Origin of the sequence: Pectobacterium aroidearum (assembly GCF_015689195.1) — a bacterium.
GTDB lineage: Bacteria > Pseudomonadota > Gammaproteobacteria > Enterobacterales > Enterobacteriaceae > Pectobacterium > Pectobacterium aroidearum.
The window spans coordinates 1101346-1122148 of sequence record NZ_CP065044.1; the positions used below are offsets into that span (position 1 = coordinate 1101346).

17 protein-coding genes are annotated in these 20803 nt (G+C 52.8%); 9 read left to right on the forward strand and 8 right to left on the reverse strand.

Annotation, left to right across the window (positions count from 1 at the left end; genetic code table 11):
* Nucleotides 1-76: 76 nt before the first annotated feature.
* The 3 genes from I2D83_RS04920 (at nucleotide 77) to bglB (ending at nucleotide 4012) form a co-directional block, all read left to right on the forward strand.
* Complete coding sequence (locus tag I2D83_RS04920) at nucleotides 77-967, forward strand: LysR family transcriptional regulator (protein ID WP_205947652.1); 891 nt, start codon at nucleotides 77-79, stop codon at nucleotides 965-967.
* 302 nt (nucleotides 968-1269) lie between these two features.
* A complete protein-coding gene (locus I2D83_RS04925; RefSeq protein WP_180778674.1) occupies nucleotides 1270-2829 on the forward strand; it encodes an MFS transporter in 1560 nt (519 codons plus the stop codon).
* 43 nt (nucleotides 2830-2872) lie between these two features.
* Nucleotides 2873-4012 (forward strand): beta-galactosidase BglB, encoded by a 1140-nt coding sequence (gene bglB, locus I2D83_RS04930; protein ID WP_015841525.1) that lies wholly within the window; start codon nucleotides 2873-2875, stop codon nucleotides 4010-4012.
* Nucleotides 4013-4383: 371 nt separating this feature from the next.
* On the opposite strand, the gene I2D83_RS22470 is transcribed toward bglB, so the two are convergent.
* Nucleotides 4384-4509, reverse strand: coding sequence for a hypothetical protein (locus I2D83_RS22470; protein WP_264042984.1), 126 nt, complete (start codon nucleotides 4507-4509; stop codon nucleotides 4384-4386).
* 8 nt (nucleotides 4510-4517) lie between these two features.
* Nucleotides 4518-5507, reverse strand: coding sequence for an MBL fold metallo-hydrolase (locus I2D83_RS04935; RefSeq protein ID WP_205947653.1), 990 nt, complete (start codon nucleotides 5505-5507; stop codon nucleotides 4518-4520).
* A gap of 98 nt (nucleotides 5508-5605) precedes the next feature.
* On the opposite strand from I2D83_RS04935, the gene I2D83_RS04940 reads away from it, so the two are divergent.
* Nucleotides 5606-6538: a LysR family transcriptional regulator gene (locus I2D83_RS04940; RefSeq protein WP_205947654.1), complete on the forward strand. Its 933-nt coding sequence runs from the start codon at nucleotides 5606-5608 to the stop codon at nucleotides 6536-6538.
* 15 nt (nucleotides 6539-6553) lie between these two features.
* Here the strand turns inward: I2D83_RS04940 and I2D83_RS04945 are convergent, their stop codons facing one another.
* On the reverse strand, nucleotides 6554-7537 hold the full coding sequence (locus I2D83_RS04945; protein WP_182101228.1) for an MBL fold metallo-hydrolase: 984 nt from the start codon (nucleotides 7535-7537) through the stop codon (nucleotides 6554-6556).
* Between the two features lie 198 nt (nucleotides 7538-7735).
* Here I2D83_RS04945 and queE point away from each other — a divergent pair, with 198 nt between their 5' ends.
* Entirely contained in the window at nucleotides 7736-8407 is a 672-nt protein-coding gene (gene queE / locus I2D83_RS04950) for a 7-carboxy-7-deazaguanine synthase QueE (RefSeq protein ID WP_205947655.1), read from the forward strand.
* Between the two features lie 67 nt (nucleotides 8408-8474).
* On the opposite strand, the gene queD is transcribed toward queE, so the two are convergent.
* The 3 genes from queD to I2D83_RS04965 form a co-directional block, all read right to left on the reverse strand.
* Complete coding sequence (gene queD / locus I2D83_RS04955; RefSeq protein WP_015841518.1) at nucleotides 8475-8837, reverse strand: 6-carboxytetrahydropterin synthase QueD; 363 nt, start codon at nucleotides 8835-8837, stop codon at nucleotides 8475-8477.
* 82 nt (nucleotides 8838-8919) lie between these two features.
* Nucleotides 8920-10254 (reverse strand): glycoside hydrolase family 28 protein, encoded by a 1335-nt coding sequence (locus I2D83_RS04960; RefSeq protein ID WP_194430940.1) that lies wholly within the window; start codon nucleotides 10252-10254, stop codon nucleotides 8920-8922.
* 290 nt (nucleotides 10255-10544) lie between these two features.
* Entirely contained in the window at nucleotides 10545-10733 is a 189-nt protein-coding gene (locus I2D83_RS04965) for a hypothetical protein (protein WP_180778680.1), read from the reverse strand.
* 68 nt (nucleotides 10734-10801) lie between these two features.
* On the opposite strand from I2D83_RS04965, the gene I2D83_RS04970 reads away from it, so the two are divergent.
* Nucleotides 10802-12094 carry an ABC transporter substrate-binding protein gene (locus I2D83_RS04970; protein WP_015841515.1) on the forward strand — a complete coding sequence of 431 codons (1293 nt, stop codon included), beginning with the start codon at nucleotides 10802-10804 and terminating at the stop codon, nucleotides 12092-12094.
* A gap of 57 nt (nucleotides 12095-12151) precedes the next feature.
* Here the strand turns inward: I2D83_RS04970 and I2D83_RS04975 are convergent, their stop codons facing one another.
* Together I2D83_RS04975 and I2D83_RS04980 are read right to left on the reverse strand one after the other, a co-directional pair.
* Entirely contained in the window at nucleotides 12152-13831 is a 1680-nt protein-coding gene (locus I2D83_RS04975) for a hypothetical protein (protein ID WP_205948141.1), read from the reverse strand.
* A 154-nt stretch (nucleotides 13832-13985) separates the two neighbouring features.
* Nucleotides 13986-14726 (reverse strand): EAL domain-containing protein, encoded by a 741-nt coding sequence (locus tag I2D83_RS04980; RefSeq protein ID WP_205947656.1) that lies wholly within the window; start codon nucleotides 14724-14726, stop codon nucleotides 13986-13988.
* Nucleotides 14727-15237: 511 nt separating this feature from the next.
* Between I2D83_RS04980 and I2D83_RS04985 the strand changes: the two genes are divergently transcribed.
* The 3 genes from I2D83_RS04985 to cysI all read left to right on the forward strand — a co-directional run bounded on the left by I2D83_RS04985 (nucleotide 15238) and on the right by cysI (nucleotide 20803).
* On the forward strand, nucleotides 15238-16962 hold the full coding sequence (locus tag I2D83_RS04985; protein ID WP_182101222.1) for a PilZ domain-containing protein: 1725 nt from the start codon (nucleotides 15238-15240) through the stop codon (nucleotides 16960-16962).
* A 278-nt stretch (nucleotides 16963-17240) separates the two neighbouring features.
* Complete coding sequence (cysJ, locus tag I2D83_RS04990; protein ID WP_181829191.1) at nucleotides 17241-19070, forward strand: NADPH-dependent assimilatory sulfite reductase flavoprotein subunit; 1830 nt, start codon at nucleotides 17241-17243, stop codon at nucleotides 19068-19070.
* Nucleotides 19070-20803, forward strand: a complete 1734-nt coding sequence (gene cysI, locus I2D83_RS04995) for an assimilatory sulfite reductase (NADPH) hemoprotein subunit (RefSeq protein WP_180778686.1) — start codon at nucleotides 19070-19072, stop codon at nucleotides 20801-20803. The genes cysJ and cysI overlap by 1 nt, the downstream gene beginning before the upstream one ends.

The window sequence follows — 20803 nt, forward strand, 5'->3', positions numbered from 1 at the left end:
GGTTGATACGCTCGCCAACAAGATTATTATTCGAGGGGTATAAATAATTTTATATCTCAGTCTCTATAGGTCTCGTATGTCACTCATCCGGTTACGCACATTTGTGGAAGTCTATCGGCAGCGCTCAATTAGCGGGGCGTCGCGCGCGCTTAATCTGACTCAGCCTGCGGTGTCGCAGCACATTGCCGGGCTGGAGGTGGCGGTGGGGCGGCGTCTCTTTGAACGTCAGGCAAACGGCGTGACGCCAACATCGGCGGCAGACGATCTGGCGGCGGATCTGGGCGATAAGCTTGATGAAGCCGAGGCGGCACTGGCTTCCGCCCGCGCGCGATCAATGGACGTCGCGGGGACGCTGCATATCATTGGCCATGCAGATTTCATGGCCGAAGTGGTGTCGGAGCAGCTATTACCGCTGCTTGAGGCGGGTGTGCGGGTGCATATGCATACTGGCGATGGCGATTTGATTAAACAGATGCTGCTGGAAGGACACTGTGATTTGGGTATCACGGCGCACCCGGTGACGGATAAGCGGCTGAAAAGCGATTTGCTAAAGAGTGCGACGCTACAGGCGGTGGCGGCACCTGCGATTGTCGAACGGCTATTGCAGGCCGGTGACTTGCCACAGGCGCTGGCGCAGGAGCCGATGCTGGCGTATGACCTTGAGCTTCCCCTGATTGATCACTGGCTGAAGAAGAACCGCATGGAGGATAAGGGGCTGCTGCCTGCCGTGGTGAGTCAGGATTTGCGTGCGCTGCGTCGCGTGCTGACCAGCGGATTTGGCTGGACGGTCATGCCAGTGTATTTATGTCAGGATCTGCTGGATGCCGGGAAACTTGCGATTATCCCGCCCCCCGTCAGTACTACACAGCTGGATTACTATCTGGCCTGGGTGCCGGGCGCGCTGCGCCAGCCGCGTTTAGCCCACGCGCGGCAGACCTTCCTGTGGCGATTACAGCACGCGGAGTAACGCCATTCTCTGCTACAGAAAGCACTATTTTTCAAGGTATCACGAGGCAGCGTCCATTGACGACACGGCCTGCCTTCCTCCTGACTTCCCTTCTTCCATCCTGTGATCGCCATAAACGAACTGCGGGTTTCGTTCAGTTAAAATGGCTTTTTATAAAATCTTTGACGCGGATCGCACCAATCTTCCCTGTGCTGCCAGCGCGGGGCGCGTGGTGGCAAAAGCGCAAAGGTTTTCACGATCGCCGGGCGCTAACGTAACTGCGTGACACCTTCATAACTAAAAATGTTCGGGGAAGGATGGCGATGAAAACGCGTAAGATCGGTTTGGCTAACTATTTAGCCTACGGTTCGGGGGACTTTCTTGGTGCTGGTACAACTGCGCTGACGGCCGCCTGGTTACTCTATTTTTACACCACGTTCTGTGGCCTGACGCCGATTGAGGCAACCTTTATTTTTGCGATGGCGCGCGTGCTTGATGCCGTCGTCAGCCCGCTGATGGGCTTCCTGACCGATAACTTCGGTTCCACCTGGCTTGGCAAACGCTTTGGCCGCCGTAAATTCTTTATTCTGCTCGGTATTCCCTGTGTGTTCAGCTACAGCTTCATGTGGGTCGGGGACATGGGCTATTGGTACTATCTGCTGACGTACCTGCTGTTCGATATCGTCTACACCATGGTGCTGGTGCCGTATGAAACGCTGGTGCCGGAAATGACCGACGATTTCAAACAGAAAACCAAGTTCTCCGGCGCACGCATCGCACTGGCGCAGCTTTCCGCCATTTTAGCCGCGTTTCTTCCGGGCATTCTGCTGGGCTACTTTGGCAAAGACAACGCCGTTTCTTTCTTCTATTCGAGCCTGGTGTTCTCCGTTATCTGTGCACTGGTGCTGACGTTGGTCTATTTCTTTACCTGGGAACGCCCGCGGGATCAGATGTCGGAAGCGTCGCTACGGGCGGAGAAAGAACGTCAGTCTCTGACGTTAGGCCAAAGTCTGAAACGGCTGAACGTCGAACTGCTCTCAACGCTGCGCATTCGTATTTTCCGTCAGCATCTGGGTATGTATCTGGGTGGGTATATCGCTCAGGACGTGTTTAACGCCGTGTTCACGTACTACGTGGTCTTTGTGCTGATGCAGAGCCCAACGATGGCGTCTAACCTGATGGGAACGATGGCGATTCTGCAATTCATCGCGGTGATTGGCATGATTCCGCTATGTATCCGCTTTGGACCCGCGCCGTCTTACCGTTTAGTCGTGTGCCTGTTCGGCCTGAGCGCCTTCTCCTACGCGGTTCTGTGGTACAGCGGCCTGCATGACACCTTCTCTCTGCTGTTGTTGATTTCTGCGCTGGCTGGCATCGGGCGCGGCGGGATCAACTACGTGCCGTGGAATACCTACACTTACATCGCTGACGTGGACGAAGTGATCACCGCACAGCGTCGCGAAGGGATCTTCGCCGGGATTATGACGCTGACTCGCAAAGCCTCTCAGGCGGGGGCGGTGATGCTGGTGGGCGTGGTATTGCAGCTATCCGGCTTTGTGTCCGGGCAGAGCGTACAGGCTCCGGGCGTCAGCCACACGATTCTGATGATTTTGAGCGTTGGCACCGTGGGTGTGCTGGCACTGGGTTTCCTGGTTTCTCTGCGCTTTAAACTCAATCTGCAAACGCACAGCGTGCTGCGGGAAGAAACGCTGAAAATGCGCGAAGCCGGACGCCCTGTACCGGAAAAGATTACGCCGCAGGCGCGGGCAACGGTCGAAATGCTGGCTGGTATGCCGTATGAATCGCTGTGGGGCAACAACAACATCGGCTACCTGAACCGCCATAAAGGCGACAAGCCGGTCACGCACGCCACGCAGTCGTAACTGTATTGAATTGTTAACTGATAACTCAATTGGATGAATGACTATGACCGTATTCAGTGTAAAACATAGCCCGCTTTTACGTCAGCCGGAACGCTTCATCTCCCGTGAAGGTCTGAAGGCGCTGATTTGCCGTATCACCGACAATCTGGTGAATATTGAGGATAAAACCGGTGAGTTCTTGTTACGGTTGGACGATGGTCGTGTGATTGATACCAAAGGCTGGGCGGGATGGGAATGGACGCACGGCATCGGGCTGTACGGAATTTACCAGTATTATCAGCAGACGGGTGACGAGCAGATGCGTGCCATCATCGACGACTGGTTTACTGAGCGTCTGGCTGAAGGTACGCCGACGAAGAACGTGAACACCGTATGTCCGTTCCTGACGCTGGCTTATCGCTATGAAGAGACGGGCGACGCGCGCTGGCGGCCGTATCTGGAGCGCTGGGCGGAGTGGGTGATGTATGAAATGCCGCGCACGGACAAGCAGGGTTTGCAGCACATTGTTTATAACAATGAAAACCACCAGCAGCTGTGGGATGACACGCTGATGATGAGCGTGCTGCCGCTGGCGAAAATCGGCAAGCTGTTAAACCGGCCGGAGTTTGTGGAAGAAGCCACGTATCAGTTCTTGCTACACGTGCAATACCTGATGGATCGTGAAAGCGGCCTGTGGTTCCACGGCTGGACGTTTGAAGGGCAGCACAACTATGCCAAAGCGCGCTGGGCCCGTGGTAACAGCTGGCTGACGATCGTGATTCCTGAATTTATCGAACTGCTGGATCTCCCGGAGCATAACGCGACACGCCGCTTCCTGTTGCAGGTGTTGGAAAGCCAGATTGAAGCATTGGCGAAATATCAGGATGACAGTGGCCTGTGGCACACGCTGATTGACGATCCAAACTCGTACCTCGAAAGCTCGGCAACCGCCGGTTTTGCCTACGGTATTTTGAAAGCGGTGCGCAAGCGCTATGTCGATCCGAGCTACGCTGAAGTGGCGGAGAAAGCGATTCGCGGCGTGATTAATCACGTTAATGAGGACGGCGAGCTGACGCAGGTATCATTCGGTACTGCGATGGGCAACGATCTGGATTTCTACCGCAACATCGCGCTGACCTCCATGCCGTACGGTCAGGCAATGGCGATCCTGTGTCTGGCGGAATACCTGCGGGTATATCTATAACAGGTCATCGCAACTCTTATATGCAAATGTTGTGAATTTTTATGGTTTGGCCGTTATCCGGCGTTAAAATTATGCAGCGGTGGGCTTGACCGCCGAGTGAGCGACAGGACGTCGCGAAAGACAGTGCCATGCCGGGAGCATGTCACTGGCGGCTCGACTAGCGGTCAAACGCACCGATGGAACCGCGTAGCGGCATAATTTAGCCGGAAGCCTGGGTTCGTAGGGCGGCGGCGATTGAGCCGCCCTACGTCGGGCGCGTGTACATAGCGCAACATGAATTGCCGCAGTATGGCGCACGAAAGCCTCTCTTAATCTGCATACAAATGTGATTAAGAGACAGGCTAAGCGGTGGGAACCTGCATAGGTTGCGTCTATTTCCCGCCTGCCAGGTCAATAAAATTCCCAGTGACGTAAGAGGCTTCTTCCGATAACTGCCAGCTATCGCCTGCGCGGCCAATGTCGCGCGAACCGCCAGTGATTAACGTAATGAATTCCATTCTGCCCCTTAGTTTTTGAGCCCCGCCATACTGTAATTCGCAGGGAGCCAGCGGTAGCCGTTTGGTTTACCGTTAGCATCATACACGGCTTTAACCTGGCCTAAACCGGGGAAGGAAATGTGCGCCGCACCAATCCATTCATTATTCTGTGCCGCTTCGGCCAGAATCTGTAAGCGAGCTTCTGCGGCTTCATCCATATTGCGATCGAAATCGATCGTGGTCATGGGGCGAGGAAATTGTACGGCTTCTGCATGGATCGTATCGCCCCATAGCGTCAGTTTTTGACCGCCACTTTCGATCTGATAAAGGCTGTGCCCCGGCGTATGCCCCGGTGCTGGTACGGCGGTAATGCCCGGAAAAAGTTGCTGTTTACCCGTGAAGGTTTTTAGTCGCTTAGCGGCAAGCACGGGTTGTAATGAATCTTCAGACTGCCCGAACGTGTGTTTCTCGCTATCCCGCACCTGATTGCTATTAGTCGGATTGAGCCAGAAATCCACATCTTTCTGATTAACGTAAATGGTGGCATTTGGGAAAACCAGCTTGCCGTCACGCGAGACGCCGCCGGAATGGTCGGCATGAATATGGGTCAGCAAAACGGTATCGATCTTCTCAGGTGGGTAGCCTGCGGCGCGCAGATTATCGGGTAATTTCCCTCCTTGTTTGCCGAATAGCGGCCCGGCTCCTGTATCGACCAGTATCAGCTGTTTACCCGTATTAATGAGGTACGCATTAATCGAGGTTTCAACCTGTGGCTGGAGATTCTTTTGCGCCAGCAGGTGCAGCATTTCCTCGTAGGAAATATGGGTGAGCAGCTTATCCAGTGGGATAGTGACTGTACCGTCAGAAAGAGCGGTAATTTCAAACTGGCCTAGCATCATGCGGTAATAACCCGGCGCCTGCGTTCTCAGTTGAGGCACCGATTCTGCCTCGGCGATAAGGGGCGAACCCATCAGCAAAACCGCGGGTAGTAACGTCTGTTTCAGAAGATTCGTTTTCATTGTGCACTCTTGGAAAGTGACCCTGCTCGTCAGGGACTGGAACGATTATTCTGCTGACGCTACTATTGTTCAAATTGATTAATTTGATACTGACTATCATGGAAAATGATTTTCGTGGTGTGGATTTAAACCTGCTGGTGACATTTCTGGTGTTGTATCGTGAAAGAAGTGTCTCTGTGGCGGCGGATAAGCTGCATTTGGGGCAACCCGCCGTGAGCGGTGCGCTGGCACGTTTGCGTACGCTGTTTGACGATCCGCTGTTTATCCGCACGGGACAGGTGATGCGCCCAACGGCACGTGCGGATTATCTGGCGACCCAATTGTCACCTGCGTTTGAACAGTTGCAGTCGGTTCTGGGTGAGCCCGAGAGCTTTGATCCGCTGACCGATTCACGCGCGATCACGCTGGGCATGACCGACTGGGTGGAAATATGGCTGATGCCGCTATTGCTGAAACGGATCAAAGCGAATGCCCCTCATTTGCGCATCAACCTTGTTGCCACCGATCCGTTTTTGGATGTGGAACGGTTGGAAAATGATAGCGTCGATCTGGTCATTTCCGTCGCCAGCCCAAAGGCTGGCTGGTTGAAACAGCGTGCGCTGTTATCGTCAGGGTTCAGGGCGTTGTGGCACCCACAACAGCTCGCGCTGCCGTCTCCTGTTCCTTTGGATGTATACAGCCAGCAGCGCCATTTACTGGTGACCTACCGTGAACGTGCACATGGCATCGTGGACGACATGCTGGAAAAACAGGGAATGACGCGGACGATTTATTACACCACGCCGCATTTCTCCGCTCTGCCGGGCATATTGCAGCACACGCCGTCGGTCGCCACCGTCCCGGAGAAATTAGCGACGCTGTGGTGCCAGCATTATGGCCTGAACGATAGCCCAGTCCCGCTTGATTTACCGACATATACGCTCTCGGCGCTTTGGCATGCAAGGCAGGACAGTAATCCGGCGATCGCGTGGCTGTATGAGCAAATTGCGGAGGCGATTGCGGAGCAGGGGGCGGATTTGCCCCCTGCTTGAGTGACGACGAAGGGATTACTGTGACAATCCCGATACGCTGTAATTCGCTGGCAGCCAGCGATAACCGTTGGTGGTGCCGTTGCGTTCCAGGCGTGTACCCACATGGCCGATGCCGGGGAAGGGGAGGTGGGCGCCTGCAACCCAGTAAGCCTGACTGGCGGCGTCGGCCAGCGCTTTATTACGGGATTCTGTCGCCTGATCCATATTTGAGTCAAAGCTGATGGTGGTGGCGGGTAAGCTCATCTGTACCGCTTCCGCATGAATGATGTCTCCCCATACCAGCAATTTTTTCCCTTCGCTCTCGACCATAAACGAGGTGTGTCCCGGCGTATGTCCTGGGCTTGGGATCGCGGTCACACCGGGCAGCAGTGTTGTCTGCTGAGCCGGGAACGTTTTCAGCTTGTTCTCTTTCTTAATGGTATCAAAGATAGTTTGCACACGTTGAAACGCCGCCTTTCTGTTCTCTGGCGCGCTTTTCAGGTTATCCGGGCTGAGCCAGAAGTCGGTTTCTGGCTGGCTGACATACACGGTAGCGTTCGGGTAGTTCAGCTTGCTGTCCTGTACCAGACCACCAAAATGGTCACCGTGCAGGTGGGTCATCAATATGGTATCGACCTGCTCAGGCTTGTAGCCCGCCGCAATCAGGTTCGGCAGCACTTTCCCGACCGTGGGATTGCTCTGCTTACCGTTCCCTGTATCGATCAGAATCAGGTGTTTGCCGGTATTGACCAAATAGGCGTTGATGGAGGTTTCCACCTGCGGCGTCAGCGCTTTCTCTGCCAGCAGTTCAGTGATTTTTTCCGGTGGTGTCCGCTGCAACAGTTTATCCATCGGCATAGTGTTGGTGCCGTCAGACAGTGCCGTGATTTCGAACTGCCCCAGCATCATGCGGTAATAGCCCGGCTGGGTTTTAACCTGGGCGATATCCTGCGCCTGCGCAAACGCAGGCACAAAGGCACAAGAGGCGAGTAATAAGGCTAATGGTTTCAATAACTTCATTTGTTTTTGTCCTTGTTAATAATGAAACGTAACGAATGCAGGTGAAATCCTAACAACAGATTGATTATTGATGCACACGTCGAATTACTCAACTGTCCTCGGCAAGGGGCCGTCGAATGGGGGCAGTATTGTCGCCGTCCTGCAACGCGGAGGATTTAGGGTATAATGCCTTTTTAAGTGAATGAGACAGTGAAAACCATGCAGTACCCGATTAATGAAATGTTCCAGACGTTACAGGGCGAAGGCTATTTTACCGGTGTGCCGGCGGTGTTTGTGCGCCTGCAAGGGTGCCCGGTCGGCTGTAGCTGGTGCGATACCAAACACACCTGGGACAAACTGGCAGAGCGGGAAACCTCATTGGATCAGGTGCTGGTAAAAACGGAAGAAAGCGATGCCTGGGGCGCGGCGAGTGCGGACGATATTCTGGCGCTGATGACGCAGCAGGGTTACACGGCACGCCACATCGTGATCACCGGCGGTGAGCCGTGTATCCACGATTTGGCACCGCTGACGCTACAGTTGGAAAAGCAGGGCTTTAGTTGCCAGATTGAAACCAGCGGCACCCACGACGTGCGCTGTTCGCCAAAAACCTGGGTGACGGTATCGCCGAAGGTGAATATGCGCGGCGGCATGAAGGTGCTCGATCAGGCACTGCAACGGGCGGATGAGATCAAACACCCGGTGGCGCGTGAACGTGATATTGAAGCGTTGGATGCGCTACTGGCACGGCTTGATGATGATAAGCCGCGCATCGTAGCGCTACAGCCGATCAGCCAGAAAGACGATGCGACCAAACTGTGTATTGCGACCTGCATCGCCCGTAACTGGCGGCTTTCTATGCAGACACATAAATACCTGAATATTGCCTGATATTTATCGACTGATAGCAGCGGCGTGAGAGAGGGAGCTTCACGCCAGACTACATACCACTTCTTCGTTACTCGCCTTTATAGACGCAGCCTGCGGTGCAGGTTTCTTTCACCATCACGGCGCTGAGCAGCGGTAATGTCGGCTTCAACTGGTGCCAGATCCAGTGCGCCAGCACCTCGCTGGTTGGGTTTTCCAGTCCGGGGATCTCATTCAGATAGTGGTGATCCAACCGCTCCCACGTAGGTTTGAACGCGGCTTTCAGCTCAGAGAAATCCATCACCCAGCCGGTATGCGGATCCACTTCACCGGTAATTTCCAGTCTCACCATGAAAGAGTGCCCATGCAGCCGCCCGCATTTGTGGCCTTCCGGCACGTGGGGCAAATGATGCGCGGCTTCAAACTGAAAATCTTTAAATAGCGTAGTGACCATAGCGATGTTCCCGGTTTCGTTCTGAAAAGGGGGCTTTCAGAACATAGTATGCAAAAAACCGTCGCATACTACCCGAAAGTACTTATTCTTCCAACTGCACGATCGTGGCGTGATGCCAGCCTGAAGGGAGCGGATCGGGACGGTGGATCGTCATGTGACTGGTGGTCAGGTTCAGGACGCCGCGAGCAAATAACGCGGGCATGCCGTCTGGGTAGTGCTCAACGCCGAATGCGCGCCCGGTAATGGGATCGACCCGATACGCATTGTCTAACCCCATACCTGTAGGGCGTTCCGGGTTGCAGGGCGGACGCACATCGTACATGCCCTGTTCCGGCGAGTCGCTCTGCCGCTGTTCGAGGTGCACGGCATGGAAATGGATATCACGAATGTAGCCTGCGGGCGTGCTGTGTAGGTTAATCGCTCCCTCGCTGATCCCCGCGATCTGAGAAAATTGTACCGCTTCGATCCGACCCGGTTCGATGGCAGGATCGCGATAGCGTACGGAGATAAAGATCGGATCGGCTTTGCCCCAGTGGCACGGATGTGCGGCGACACACTGGAATGTGATGTTGCTGAACTGCAAACGTCGGAACGTGCCACCATCGCGGGAGATCAGGCCGATCGCGCGGTTGGTATCGTAAATGGCACAGTTGCTGACGGAGATATCTTCAATGTCGGCAAAGGTTTCGGTGCCGACCTTCAGCGCACAGCTCTTGGAGCGCAACAGGCAATTGCTGATAACGACCTGCTGCACCTTACGTTGCAGATGTGGTGGCTTATTGGTGGTTTTGATGCACAGTGCATCGTCGGCGGCGCTCAGCGAGCAGTTGCTGATTTGTACCTGCTGGCAGCTATCGAGATCCAGCGCATCGGTATTCGCCATGCTCAGATCGTTATCAATCGTCAGGCGTTCGACGATGACGTGACGACAACTGACCAAATGCACGGTCCACATTGGCGCGTGTTCAATCGTAAAGTCACACAGGCGGATGTGTTCGCAATCCTCAAAAACCACAATGCGTGGCCGATGTTGCGCAGGCAGGCGATAGCCTTGATCGTCGGGTTCCACCGAGAAATAGGCGTCGGCATTTCCCATGATCTTACCCTGACCGCAGATCGTGATATTGCGCTGTTGGTAAGCATAAAGAAACGCCCGATGTGAAAGCTCGGCCATGCTGATGGTGGTAGCCTGCGTAAACTGCTCATAGTCGCCGCTGACGATTAGCTCAGCCCCCGCCTCCAGTTGCAGGCAAAAATTGGAAGGCAGCAGCAATCCCCCTAACAGATAGCGCCCCGGTTCTACCGTCAGGGTGCCGCCGCCCTGTGCCGCAATCCTGTCGATAGCCTGCTGAAAAATGGCGGTATCCGGTGTGACGCCGTCGGCGGCGGGGGAGTATGACTGAATAGAGTGCTTCATGATGAGATCCAATTTTGCCGTTCATGATCGCATTGCAACATGTTTTGGAGCGTTCGGCAGGATCTGACACGATGAAATCTGCGGAGCTTGGAGCGGGCTTCACAGCCTATGGCGTGTGGCGTAAGAGAATGTGAAAGGCATAACGAAGAGAAGGGTGCGGTGCTTCATGCTGTGTGTGTTTCATCACGTTTTTACACCGTTTTCTCTTTTTTACCACGCACACGGGGTGGTTTTGTTGTTTTTGTGTTTCTTATTTGTGAAATAAATCTCTTTTTGGTGTGGTGTGCCGGTTAATGATGTGAGGCACCTCCCTGCTGCGTCAGATAGGGCTCACGCTGCGTGATTGAAACGTCCACTAACGCGACGCGGCCATCAACATTTCTTCCGTCAGCCCCGCAAATCACGCGTTTTTCCGCCGTGACGGCTGGCGCGATAAAAAAGGTTCTGCCTATCTTGTCAGGGTCGAGAAATGTAGTCATGTACCCTACCTGTTCTCATCCATACGCCACACCAGACACACCACAATAATAATGTCGTTGGGGGAAAAATGAGATTACCTGGACTGATTGTCATCGCCTTCTCTGCGCTCTGTTCGCTCGCGCAGGCTGCTGAACCCGTGGAATTGCGCCTCTCCTGGTGGGGAGGAAATAGTCGTCATCAGGCGACGTTGACCGCACTGGAGGCGTTTCAGAAAAAATATCCGCATATCAGCGTGAAGCCGGAATATACCGGCTGGGACGGGCACTTATCCCGTCTGACGACACAGATTGCCAGCGGTGAAGAACCGGATGTGTTACAGGTCAACTGGAACTGGCTGCCGATTTTTTCCAAGACCGGTACCGGCTTTTATGACCTGAATAAGCTGAGTGATACGCTAAAATTGCAGGATTTCCCAGAAGATGCGCTGAAGCCCGCGACGATTGATGGCAAGGTGAATGCGATTTCCACCTCGCTGAATGCGCTGGTGATGTACTACAACACGGAAACCTGGAAGAAAGCCGGACTGCCGTATCCCACCACCTGGGATGAGCTGTTCCATGCCGGTAAGGTATTTAAAGAAAAACTGGGCGATAACTATTTCCCCATTGCTTCTCCCGCGCAGGACAGCGGTGAAGGCGTGCTGGAATTGATCAACTATTACATGACGCAGAAATATCAGATCGGCATGATCGATGAAAAGAACAAACGCTTTAACTACAGCGAGGCGCAATGGATCGAGGCGTTCCGCTTCTATAAGCGTTTGATCGACGAACATGTGATGCCGTCCTCGAAGTATTACAACGCGTTTGGCAAAGTCGGCATGTATGAAACGCGTCCCTGGATTAACGGCGAATACGGCGGCGCGCATCTGTGGATTTCGGTCGTGAAGAAATACGCCGATCCGCTGGCGGCACCCGGCAAGCTTGAGTTAGGGCCATACATCATGACGCCGGGGTCAGAGAATTCCGGGCAGTTCTTCAAACCCTCCATGCTGTTTGCCATCAGTAAAAATACCAAGCACCCGAAAGAAGCGGCGCTGCTGCTGAATTTCCTGATGAACGACCCTGAGGGAGCGCTGCTGATGGGCACCGAGCGCGGTATTCCGCTCAGCCGCATCGCCAGACAAGCGCTGGAAGAAAAGCAGAAACTGGATACGAACGATCTGTCGGTTGCCGGATTATCGCTGGCGCTGCAAAAGCCGATGCAAACACCCGTTTCTTCCTATCTTGAAGATCCGCAGCTTGCCAGCCTGATCCTGCAAACCATCGAACAGCTGGATTATGGCAAAAAGAGCGTCGAAGAGTCGGCGAAAAACTTCAGCAATTCAGGCGATCGCATTCTGAAACGGGTGATCCGCTAAGCGAATCACCGAATACCGTAGTCAGTGACTGACTACGGTATTTTATTGGCCGGTGCGTTACGCGAGTTCAGCCAACTGCTGTTGCAGGCTATCGGCTAACGCGCGTGGACGCCCGGCGTCAAACATCACATGCATGCTCACCGGGTACTCCCGGTGCTGTAGGCAGAAATCTTCCATCTCATGCCCGATCCCGTACAGCGCCTGAATGTTGGTTTTGGCGATTTCTCGCAGCGTCCAGTTGTTCTCCACCTGTTTGCAGTAGTGCAGCGTAAAGAAGGCTTTTTGCGCGTGAACAAACGCACGGCAATACAGCGTCAGGCCGCGCCATTCCTGCTGCCAGCGCTGGCGGAGCGCTTCCGGCATCGTGTGTTCACGAGAGAATTGCAGTGCGGCCTGCTGGCACTGTTCCGCCAACTGCCACGCGGCATCTTTCTCTTTCGCGATGTGATAGAGGTTTTGCGACGCCAGCTCCGCATGCTGCGGGTCGAACGTAATATCCTGACCGGAGCCCGGTAGCCAGTGGTTACGGTTGAGCTGACCATACAGGCTCCAGATCGCCTGACCAAAACTGGTCGGCAGCAGGCTGTGGCGGTGAAAAACGTGGTGGCGGGCGTACAGTGACAGGGAAATGGCCTGATGCGCCTGATCCAACAAGGTCTGCATCGTGTGCAGTACGCTATCGTCCGGTTGCCACTGATAGCGCGCCATTAACCACTGCGCGAACAGCGTACTTTCGTTTGTCGATGCGGTCTGGTTCATGAGTAAGCGGGAACTGGCGAACAGCGTAAATTCGCTGAGCGTACCGATTACACTGTGATTATCCACGCCTTCCCAACTGATGCGACACAGAGCGCTGACAATCGCGGGATTTTTCTCCCGGCACCACAGCAGTCGCCCCTGCACTTCGGTGTAGCGCAGGAAGGGAAGGTTGCCCCAGCCAACTTCTTCGCCCGCCAGATCCAGTTCAACCCAGACTTCACGCCCGCTGACGTCCAGCAGCGCAGGGTTATTGGGGAACTCAGGCCAGAAGCGTTCCGGCGTGACTTTGATGGCGACAGAAACGGATTCTGGCAGCGTGCGAATAGCGTTCAGCACATTACCGATGTCCTGATGGCTGGCGGGAAAGGCGCGCAATACCAGATGACGCTGGTGGTAGTGCATCACGCGGGCGACGGCGGAAAATAAGCGGTGGTAGATCTGCTCGCTGTCAGCGTTCGTCGGCCAGTGTGTCGTGACGGGAACGACGCCGTTGATCTCATCGCCAGAAGGGGCTGAAAAGCGCAGCAGGCTGTCGCTGTTGGAGATCGCCAGCAGCAGGCCGCTCAGGCGCGGGATCTGCTGCATCAGCAGTTCGACTTTGGCGGCAAGGTAGTCGCACCAAAAATTGGTATCCATGCGGAGGCTATGTTTGTCGTCCAGCAATTCCGGGTGATGAAGCAGTAAATCTGTGGGAAACGACAGCTCTTTGCATTGCAGATACAGCGCCAGCCCCTGTTCACGGCAGTGTGACGCGACCTGATTCAGGTAAATACAGCGGGAACGTTGCTGGCTGCTGATGCGATCGTCAAAACGTGCGTTATTGTAGGCTTCCGGTGTAACCAGTTTATCCAACAAATCCGCAGCGCCCAGCACCAGCGTATTGAAACCCTGTTCTCGGGCGTAATCGGTGACCGAGAGGACCTGTTGCCAGTGCCAAATATCCTGCGTATTGAGTTCCAGCGCGCGCCGTTGCCACATCATTTTTCTCCCGTTGCCACTGGCGTGAGTATCGCATTGATACGCCATTGTAAAAGGATAAATTCCTGTGGCGAACGCCAGAAATGTGAGCCTGTTCGCTAATGTCGATCGTCTAAGAGGTTGTTGGCGGGGCAGCAGAGGCTGAAGATATCGGCTAAAAGCCCTCCAGCAGCCTTAATTGGCTGAATGTGAGTGGCCGATAGAAGATATATCCTTGAATCCCAATGGGGTGGTATTTATTTAACCGGTTCAAATCCGTCGCTTTCTCAACGCCTTCACAGATAATATTTACCCCAAGAGGGATCAGTTTGTTCAATAAGACCTTTAGTTTTTGTGATTTTGTCTCTTCTTTACCGATGCCATCAATAATAGAACGATCGATTTTTATGGTATCGAAGTCAAACAAGCTCAGGCTATCGATTTGTAGATTTCCTGCGCCGAAGTCATCTAACGAAAGCATAAAGCCATATTTTTTGGCCTGATTTAAAAAAGGTATCCCGTCTATTAACTGCTGCCGCGTCGTTTTTTCACTGATCTCTATTTCTATATTCTGTGGGTTAACCTCATGCGTAATACATTTTTGGTATAACTTTTCCAGATAGGCGAAATTATTAAAAAGTAAATGTGAAAGATTGAAAGATATTGTCATGCTGCTTTTGTTTTTTATTACCTGACAGACAACATCAAACATAAAGTCTGTTACTTTATCGATTGCCTTAGATTTCTCTATTCTATCTATGGTTTGTTGCGTTGATATCAGTGTGCCTTCCGAATTATAAAACCTGGCGAGGGCTTCATAGCGGAATATTTTATTGTGAGGGAGATGGATGATAGGCTGGAACTCTGCTGTCAGCCTAAGAATTTTTCCATCAATATTCAATGTTGTTGTATTCATTTTACTGATTACTCACCCTCTCCATAGAAATAGGAATTCCACAGCCTTGCTCGTCTGGATTCTACACAGCAATTTGGAATAGTTGGAAATTGTTTAAAATGATCAATAATTCTTGTTTGATAGTTATTGGCTATTGAATGAAAAATAATGATCGTTTAAATCTATGTTGTCATTGGTGTTTAATTCTGATTTTGTTAATTTTATTGGTGCTTTAAATTGATTGTTTTTGTTTAATTGGTGGTTAAGTTGTTTTTGTTTGAATTTAAATCAATCTGACGGTGGCGTGTGACCGTTGTGACTTCATAGTATCCTTGTTAGGATGATAAGCGACGTTAAGATTGCCGTTTCGTAATCCTATCAAAGGGGAGAAAAACTCAGAATTGAATCTGGGTGATGTTCTACTCAGTAAGAATCAGCATTTAATTCCGTGTGAGCATTCATTTTATTAAAAAGAGAAGTCCTTTTTGGATTTTGGGGTATATCACCATCGCGTTAATAGGTAGATATTATAGTGGAACATTTTTCTCCTCCTCCCGCTAAAGTGATTAGCGCATTGCTGCAACATTCATATGTGATGTCTATCTATGCCAAGGATATGCTATATGCATTAAAGGCTGACGTTGCGGAATTGAATCTGGATAAAAACCGTATTGTGTTGGCAGTAGAATATTCTGGTTCAGATATCGACAGATATCTTGCCGATGGTGGTTTGAATTTTGATCTGGAAGCGCTCAAAGGTACGGAGAACATCGAACGAGAAACTTACAGTCTGTGTAATATTTCTACGCAATTATTCAAGACGGACAGTATGTTTTATCGTCTGGAGTGTCGCTTGCCAGACTCTGTTTTCGTCACTGAAAACAGAGGTGCGATTCGTATTCCTTTTATTCTTGGTATGCAGGCTCGTGCTCGCATCGAAGTTTATATGCACACGCTTAACGTGCCCGGAACGCTGCGTAATTTATCGACCGGTGGGTGTATGGTCGAAATCGATCTGGTTGAAAGCATTGCGATTGATGTGGGGCAGAATATCCCCGGCATTACGCTGGAATTTCCTAACGGGGAAAGCTTTTATGCCGAGGGAAGAATTCGCCATATACGCCCCTTTGGGAATAATGGCTATGCGGCTGTCGGCATCCAGTTTATCAATTTGTCTTCATCCCAGTCTGAAGCCCTGCTTCATTATACCCATGAGTCGGAAAGAGAGGCGGCATATCGAACCGGCGTCACTGGCAGCATGGTGTATTCGTCTCCGCTGTTCATTCCTGGCACTAAGGAGAAAAATATCTTGCTGCGAGAAAGTCAGGAACGCGAGAAACGCACCCGCCAGACGCCTATGGAACGGGGCGTCATGGAGGTTGCCCATCGGCTTCAGATTGGGCTGATGTACATCAAAACGCGCAATCAACTGCCCGTTGAGATCTTTTATGACTGTGTCGATACCCTGATCTATATGGTTAAAAAAGAGAGAAAGGCTTTTCTGTATGCGCTGTCGTTCCTGCGTGATGAAGCGGAGTGGGTCAGGCATGCGGTGCAGGTTGCAGGGAAACTGGCCGATATGCTGTTACTTTCCGATCCGCACGATCCCTGTGTGCGCGAGGCCGTATTAGGCGCATTGCTTCATACTATGGGTAAGCCGCTGCTGGTCAATGCCAGCCTTCCGTCGCTCAAGGTCAACATGAATCCGATGCAGAAAGCGATCCTGATTGGTCACGTAGAAGTACTGCGCGAGAAGTTACGTGAACTGGACTGGGCGATAAGCCCCACTTGCCGCGATGTGATTGAGAATGCTAACGAGCGTTTGGACGGTAGCGGCTATCCGCACGGCAAACGCGCCGAACAATTGTCGCCGTTAGTCCGCTTGGTCTCTGTAATTAAGGCGATTAATAAGCTCAGGCATGCGCGGAATGGTGTTTCGCCCCGTACGCCATTGGCTGCCTACCGCAAAATCTATGAGGCGAACGCCGCGTATGACAAGGCGGTACTGGTTAAATACGTCCAGATTTATGGTCTCTACCCAATAGGCAGTCTGGCGAAATACTCGGGAGGCTTCCTCGGGTGGGTGATGGATATTGATAAAAAGGGGCGACCTATTGCGGTACACCTCGTCAAAAACCTTCGCTTTCCTGACACCAATATCAGCAGCGTCGTCTCTAAAGGCGACTTGTTGCAGGTCGGCCAGCTCGAAAACATCGTGAGTCCAGACGATTTCGGCATGAAAGTCCTGAAAATTTAACTCACATCCTATCTATATGGGGTTGCGTGGCAGCCCCGCTTTCCGAATGCATTCTTACCGATATCGCCATGAAAGGCGCATACCATCGGCTATAACACTTTAAGCAATAAGGACTATCAGAAAAACCATTTAGTCATTTTGGTTATTTAATATTTCCATCATTTCTTTAATTGTTAAGATGCAGATCGTTACCCTTATCCTCCATCCATCTTTTTATTGCATGTTTTTGTATTAGCGTCGTTGGCTAACTGCACAGGCACAAGGAAACAGAAATCACAATGACTACTCCGGTTTCCCCCACTTCATTGCTTCCGCTGAGTGCGGAGCAATTAACGCGTTTACAGGCGGCAACCGGTGATTTCTCATCGACGCAGCTGGCCTGGCTATCCGGCTATTTCTGGGGGCTGGTACAACAGCCTGGGAACGTGCAGTCTGGTACCACGATCGCCGCGGCGGCTACCGCTTCCGCAGTAACGGTGCCGGTACAAACCATCACGCTGATTTCTGCCTCACAGACCGGTAACGCACGTCGGGTCGCGGAACAGCTGCGTGACGACCTGCTGGCAGCCAAGCTGTCCGTTAATCTGGTCAATGCCGGTGATTACAAGTTCAAGCAAATCGGGCAGGAAAAACTGCTGCTGATCGTGACCTCGACGCAGGGGGAAGGCGAGCCGCCGGAAGAAGCGGTCGCGCTGCATAAGTTCCTGCTGTCCAAGAAAGCCCCGGCGCTGAAAGACACCGCGTTTGCCGTGTTTGGTCTGGGTGATACTTCTTACGAATTCTTCAGCAAGGCGGGTAAGGATTTCGATGACCGTCTGGCTGAGCTGGGCGCGGAGCGTCTGCTGGATCGCGTTGATGCCGATGTCGATTATCAGGCGCTAGCTGAACAGTGGCGTCGCCAGCTGGTTGATATTTTGCAGGCGCGAGTGCCGGTTCAGGGTGAAGCCGTCGCACAGATTGCCGCTCAGGGCGCACTGGATGAAATTACCAGCAGCCCGTACAGCAAATCCTCACCGCTGCATGCCACATTTGCGGTGAATCAGAAAGTAACCGGGCGTGGTTCAGAAAAAGATGTACGCCATATCGAGATCGATCTGGGTGATTCCGGTTTACGTTATCAGCCGGGAGACGCGCTGGGCGTGTGGTTTGATAACGATCCGGCACTGGTGCAGGAATTGCTGGAACTGCTGTGGCTGAAAGGCGATGAATCCGTCAGCGTTGACGGTAAGACGCTGCCATTATCGCAGGCGCTGAAAAGCCACTTTGAGCTGACGCAAAACACTGCGCCGATCGTCGAGAAATATGCAGCCCTGTCGCGTAATGAGACGCTGCTGTCGCTGTTGGCCGATAAGCCCGCGCTTCAGCAGTTCGCACAACGGACGCCGCTGGTAGATATGGTGCGACAGGCACCGGCTGAACTGACGGCGGATCAACTGTTGGGTCTGCTGCGTCCGTTGACGCCGCGTCTTTACTCTATTGCTTCCTCGCAGGCAGAAGCTGAAAGCGAAGTGCATATCACCGTTGGCGTGGTGCGCTACGAATACGAAGGTCGTGAGCGTGCCGGTGGCGCATCCAGCTATCTGGCTGACCGACTGAGCGAAGATGATGAAATCCGTGTCTTCATTGAGCACAACGATAACTTCCGTCTGCCTGCCAATTCCGATACGCCGGTCATCATGATCGGGCCGGGCACCGGGATTGCACCGTTCCGCGCGTTTATGCAGCAGCGCGATGCCGAAGGGGCAGAAGGGAAAAACTGGCTGTTCTTTGGTAACCCTCACTTTACGGAAGATTTCCTGTATCAGGTTGAATGGCAGCGCTACGTTAAAGATGGGCTGCTGACCAACATCGATCTGGCGTGGTCACGCGATCAGGCACACAAAATCTATGTGCAGGACAAGCTGCGGGAAAAGGGCGCGGAAGTCTGGCGTTGGATTCAGGACGGTGCGCACCTGTACGTGTGTGGTGATGCCAACCGTATGGCGAAAGACGTCGAGCGGGCGCTGCTGGACGTGATAGTTGAGCATGGCGGCATGGACAGTGAACAAGCCGATGAGTTTTTAAGCGATCTGCGCCTTGAGCGCCGTTATCAGCGAGATGTGTACTAATGAGCGAAAAATACGTTTTCAGTGAAAAACACCCTGGTCCCCTGGTGGTAGAAGGGAAACTCACTGATGCTGAGCGCATGAAGACTGAAAGTAACTTCCTGCGCGGCACAATTGCTGAAGATCTGAACGATGGTCTGACCGGCGGCTTCAAAGGCGACAATTTTCTGCTGATCCGTTTCCACGGTATGTATCAGCAGGATGACCGTGATATTCGCGCCGAGCGTGCCGAGCAGAAACTGGAACCGCGCCATGCCATGCTGCTGCGCTGCCGTTTGCCCGGAGGCGTGATGACGCCGGAGCAGTGGCTGCGGATCGATAAATTTGCTGGCGAAAGCACGATATATGGCAGCATTCGTATCACGAACCGCCAGACGTTCCAGTATCACGGTATTCTCAAATCGAACGTGAAACCGGTACACCAGATGCTGAATAGCATTGGTCTGGATGCGCTGGCGACGGCGAATGACATGAACCGTAACGTGCTGTGTACGTCTAACCCGATCGAATCCGAACTGCACCAGCAGGCATATGAGTGGGCGAAAAAGATCTCTGAACATCTGCTGCCGCGCACGCGTGCCTACGCTGAGATCTGGATGGATCAGGAAAAGGTAGCAACGACAGATGAAGAACCGATTCTGGGTTCGACGTATCTGCCGCGTAAGTTCAAAACCACGGTCGTGGTTCCGCCGCAGAATGATGTGGATCTGCATGCGAACGATCTTAATTTTATTGCGATTGCTGATAATGGCCGTCTGGTGGGCTTCAACGTGCTGGTGGGCGGTGGGTTGTCTATCGCGCACGGTGATAAAGAAACCTATCCGCGTACCGCCAGCGAACTGGGTTACATTTCCATCGAACATACGCTGACCATCGCGGAAGCGGTGGTGACCACGCAGCGCGATTGGGGCAACCGTACTAACCGTAAAAATGCGAAAACCAAATACACGCTGGAGCGCGTAGGTGTAGACAACTTCAAGCAGGAAGTGGAAGCGCGTGCCGGTGTGAAATTTGAAGCGGTGCGTCCGTATGAATTCACCGGACGTGGCGATCGTATTGGCTGGGTAAAAGGCATCGATAACAAATGGCATCTGACGCTGTTTATCGAAAATGGTCGTATTCTGGATTATCCGGGTCGACCGTTGAAAACCGGTTTGGCGGAAATCGCTAAAATCCACAAAGGGGATTTCCGCTTAACGGCGAACCAGAATTTGATCATCGCCGGCGTGCCTGCGCGCAGCAAAGCGAAGATTGATGCGCTGGCGCGTGAACACGGTTTGATTGATGACAGCGTGAGCGAGCAACGCAAGAATTCAATGGCCTGCGTGTCGTTCCCCACCTGTCCGCTGGCGATGGCGGAAGCCGAGCGTTTCCTGCCGGAGTTTGTCACGAAAGTGGAAGATATCATGCAGCAGCACGGTGTGGGTGATGAACACATTGTTCTGCGCGTCACGGGCTGCCCGAACGGCTGCGGCCGTGCGATGCTGGCGGAAATCGGTCTGGTGGGCAAAGCGGTAGGGCGTTATAACCTGCACCTCGGTGGGAATCGCGAAGGGACACGTATTCCTCGTATGTATCGCGAGAACATTAATGAAACCGAGATCCTGGCGGAAATTGATCGGCTTATTGGGCTGTGGGCACAGGATCGCCAGCCAAACGAAGGCTTCGGTGATTTCACTATTCGCACGAACATCATTAGACCGGTGCTGGATCCCGCGCGCGATTTTTATGACTGA

Bases quoted from the DNA above. Each gene is read 5' to 3' on its own strand.
- I2D83_RS04920 (WP_205947652.1), top strand. From the start codon at position 77: ATGTCACTCATCCGGTTACGCACATTTGTGGAAGTCTATCGGCAGCGC.
- I2D83_RS04925 (WP_180778674.1), top strand. From the start codon at position 1,270: ATGAAAACGCGTAAGATCGGTTTGGCTAACTATTTAGCCTACGGTTCG.
- bglB (WP_015841525.1), top strand. From the start codon at position 2,873: ATGACCGTATTCAGTGTAAAACATAGCCCGCTTTTACGTCAGCCGGAA.
- I2D83_RS22470 (WP_264042984.1), bottom strand. From the start codon at position 4,509: ATGGAATTCATTACGTTAATCACTGGCGGTTCGCGCGACATTGGCCGC.
- I2D83_RS04935 (WP_205947653.1), bottom strand. From the start codon at position 5,507: ATGAAAACGAATCTTCTGAAACAGACGTTACTACCCGCGGTTTTGCTG.
- I2D83_RS04940 (WP_205947654.1), top strand. From the start codon at position 5,606: ATGGAAAATGATTTTCGTGGTGTGGATTTAAACCTGCTGGTGACATTT.
- I2D83_RS04945 (WP_182101228.1), bottom strand. From the start codon at position 7,537: ATGAAGTTATTGAAACCATTAGCCTTATTACTCGCCTCTTGTGCCTTT.
- queE (WP_205947655.1), top strand. From the start codon at position 7,736: ATGCAGTACCCGATTAATGAAATGTTCCAGACGTTACAGGGCGAAGGC.
- queD (WP_015841518.1), bottom strand. From the start codon at position 8,837: ATGGTCACTACGCTATTTAAAGATTTTCAGTTTGAAGCCGCGCATCAT.
- I2D83_RS04960 (WP_194430940.1), bottom strand. From the start codon at position 10,254: ATGAAGCACTCTATTCAGTCATACTCCCCCGCCGCCGACGGCGTCACA.
- I2D83_RS04965 (WP_180778680.1), bottom strand. From the start codon at position 10,733: ATGACTACATTTCTCGACCCTGACAAGATAGGCAGAACCTTTTTTATC.
- I2D83_RS04970 (WP_015841515.1), top strand. From the start codon at position 10,802: ATGAGATTACCTGGACTGATTGTCATCGCCTTCTCTGCGCTCTGTTCG.
- I2D83_RS04975 (WP_205948141.1), bottom strand. From the start codon at position 13,831: ATGTGGCAACGGCGCGCGCTGGAACTCAATACGCAGGATATTTGGCAC.
- I2D83_RS04980 (WP_205947656.1), bottom strand. From the start codon at position 14,726: ATGAATACAACAACATTGAATATTGATGGAAAAATTCTTAGGCTGACA.
- cysJ (WP_181829191.1), top strand. From the start codon at position 17,241: ATGACTACTCCGGTTTCCCCCACTTCATTGCTTCCGCTGAGTGCGGAG.
- cysI (WP_180778686.1), top strand. From the start codon at position 19,070: ATGAGCGAAAAATACGTTTTCAGTGAAAAACACCCTGGTCCCCTGGTG.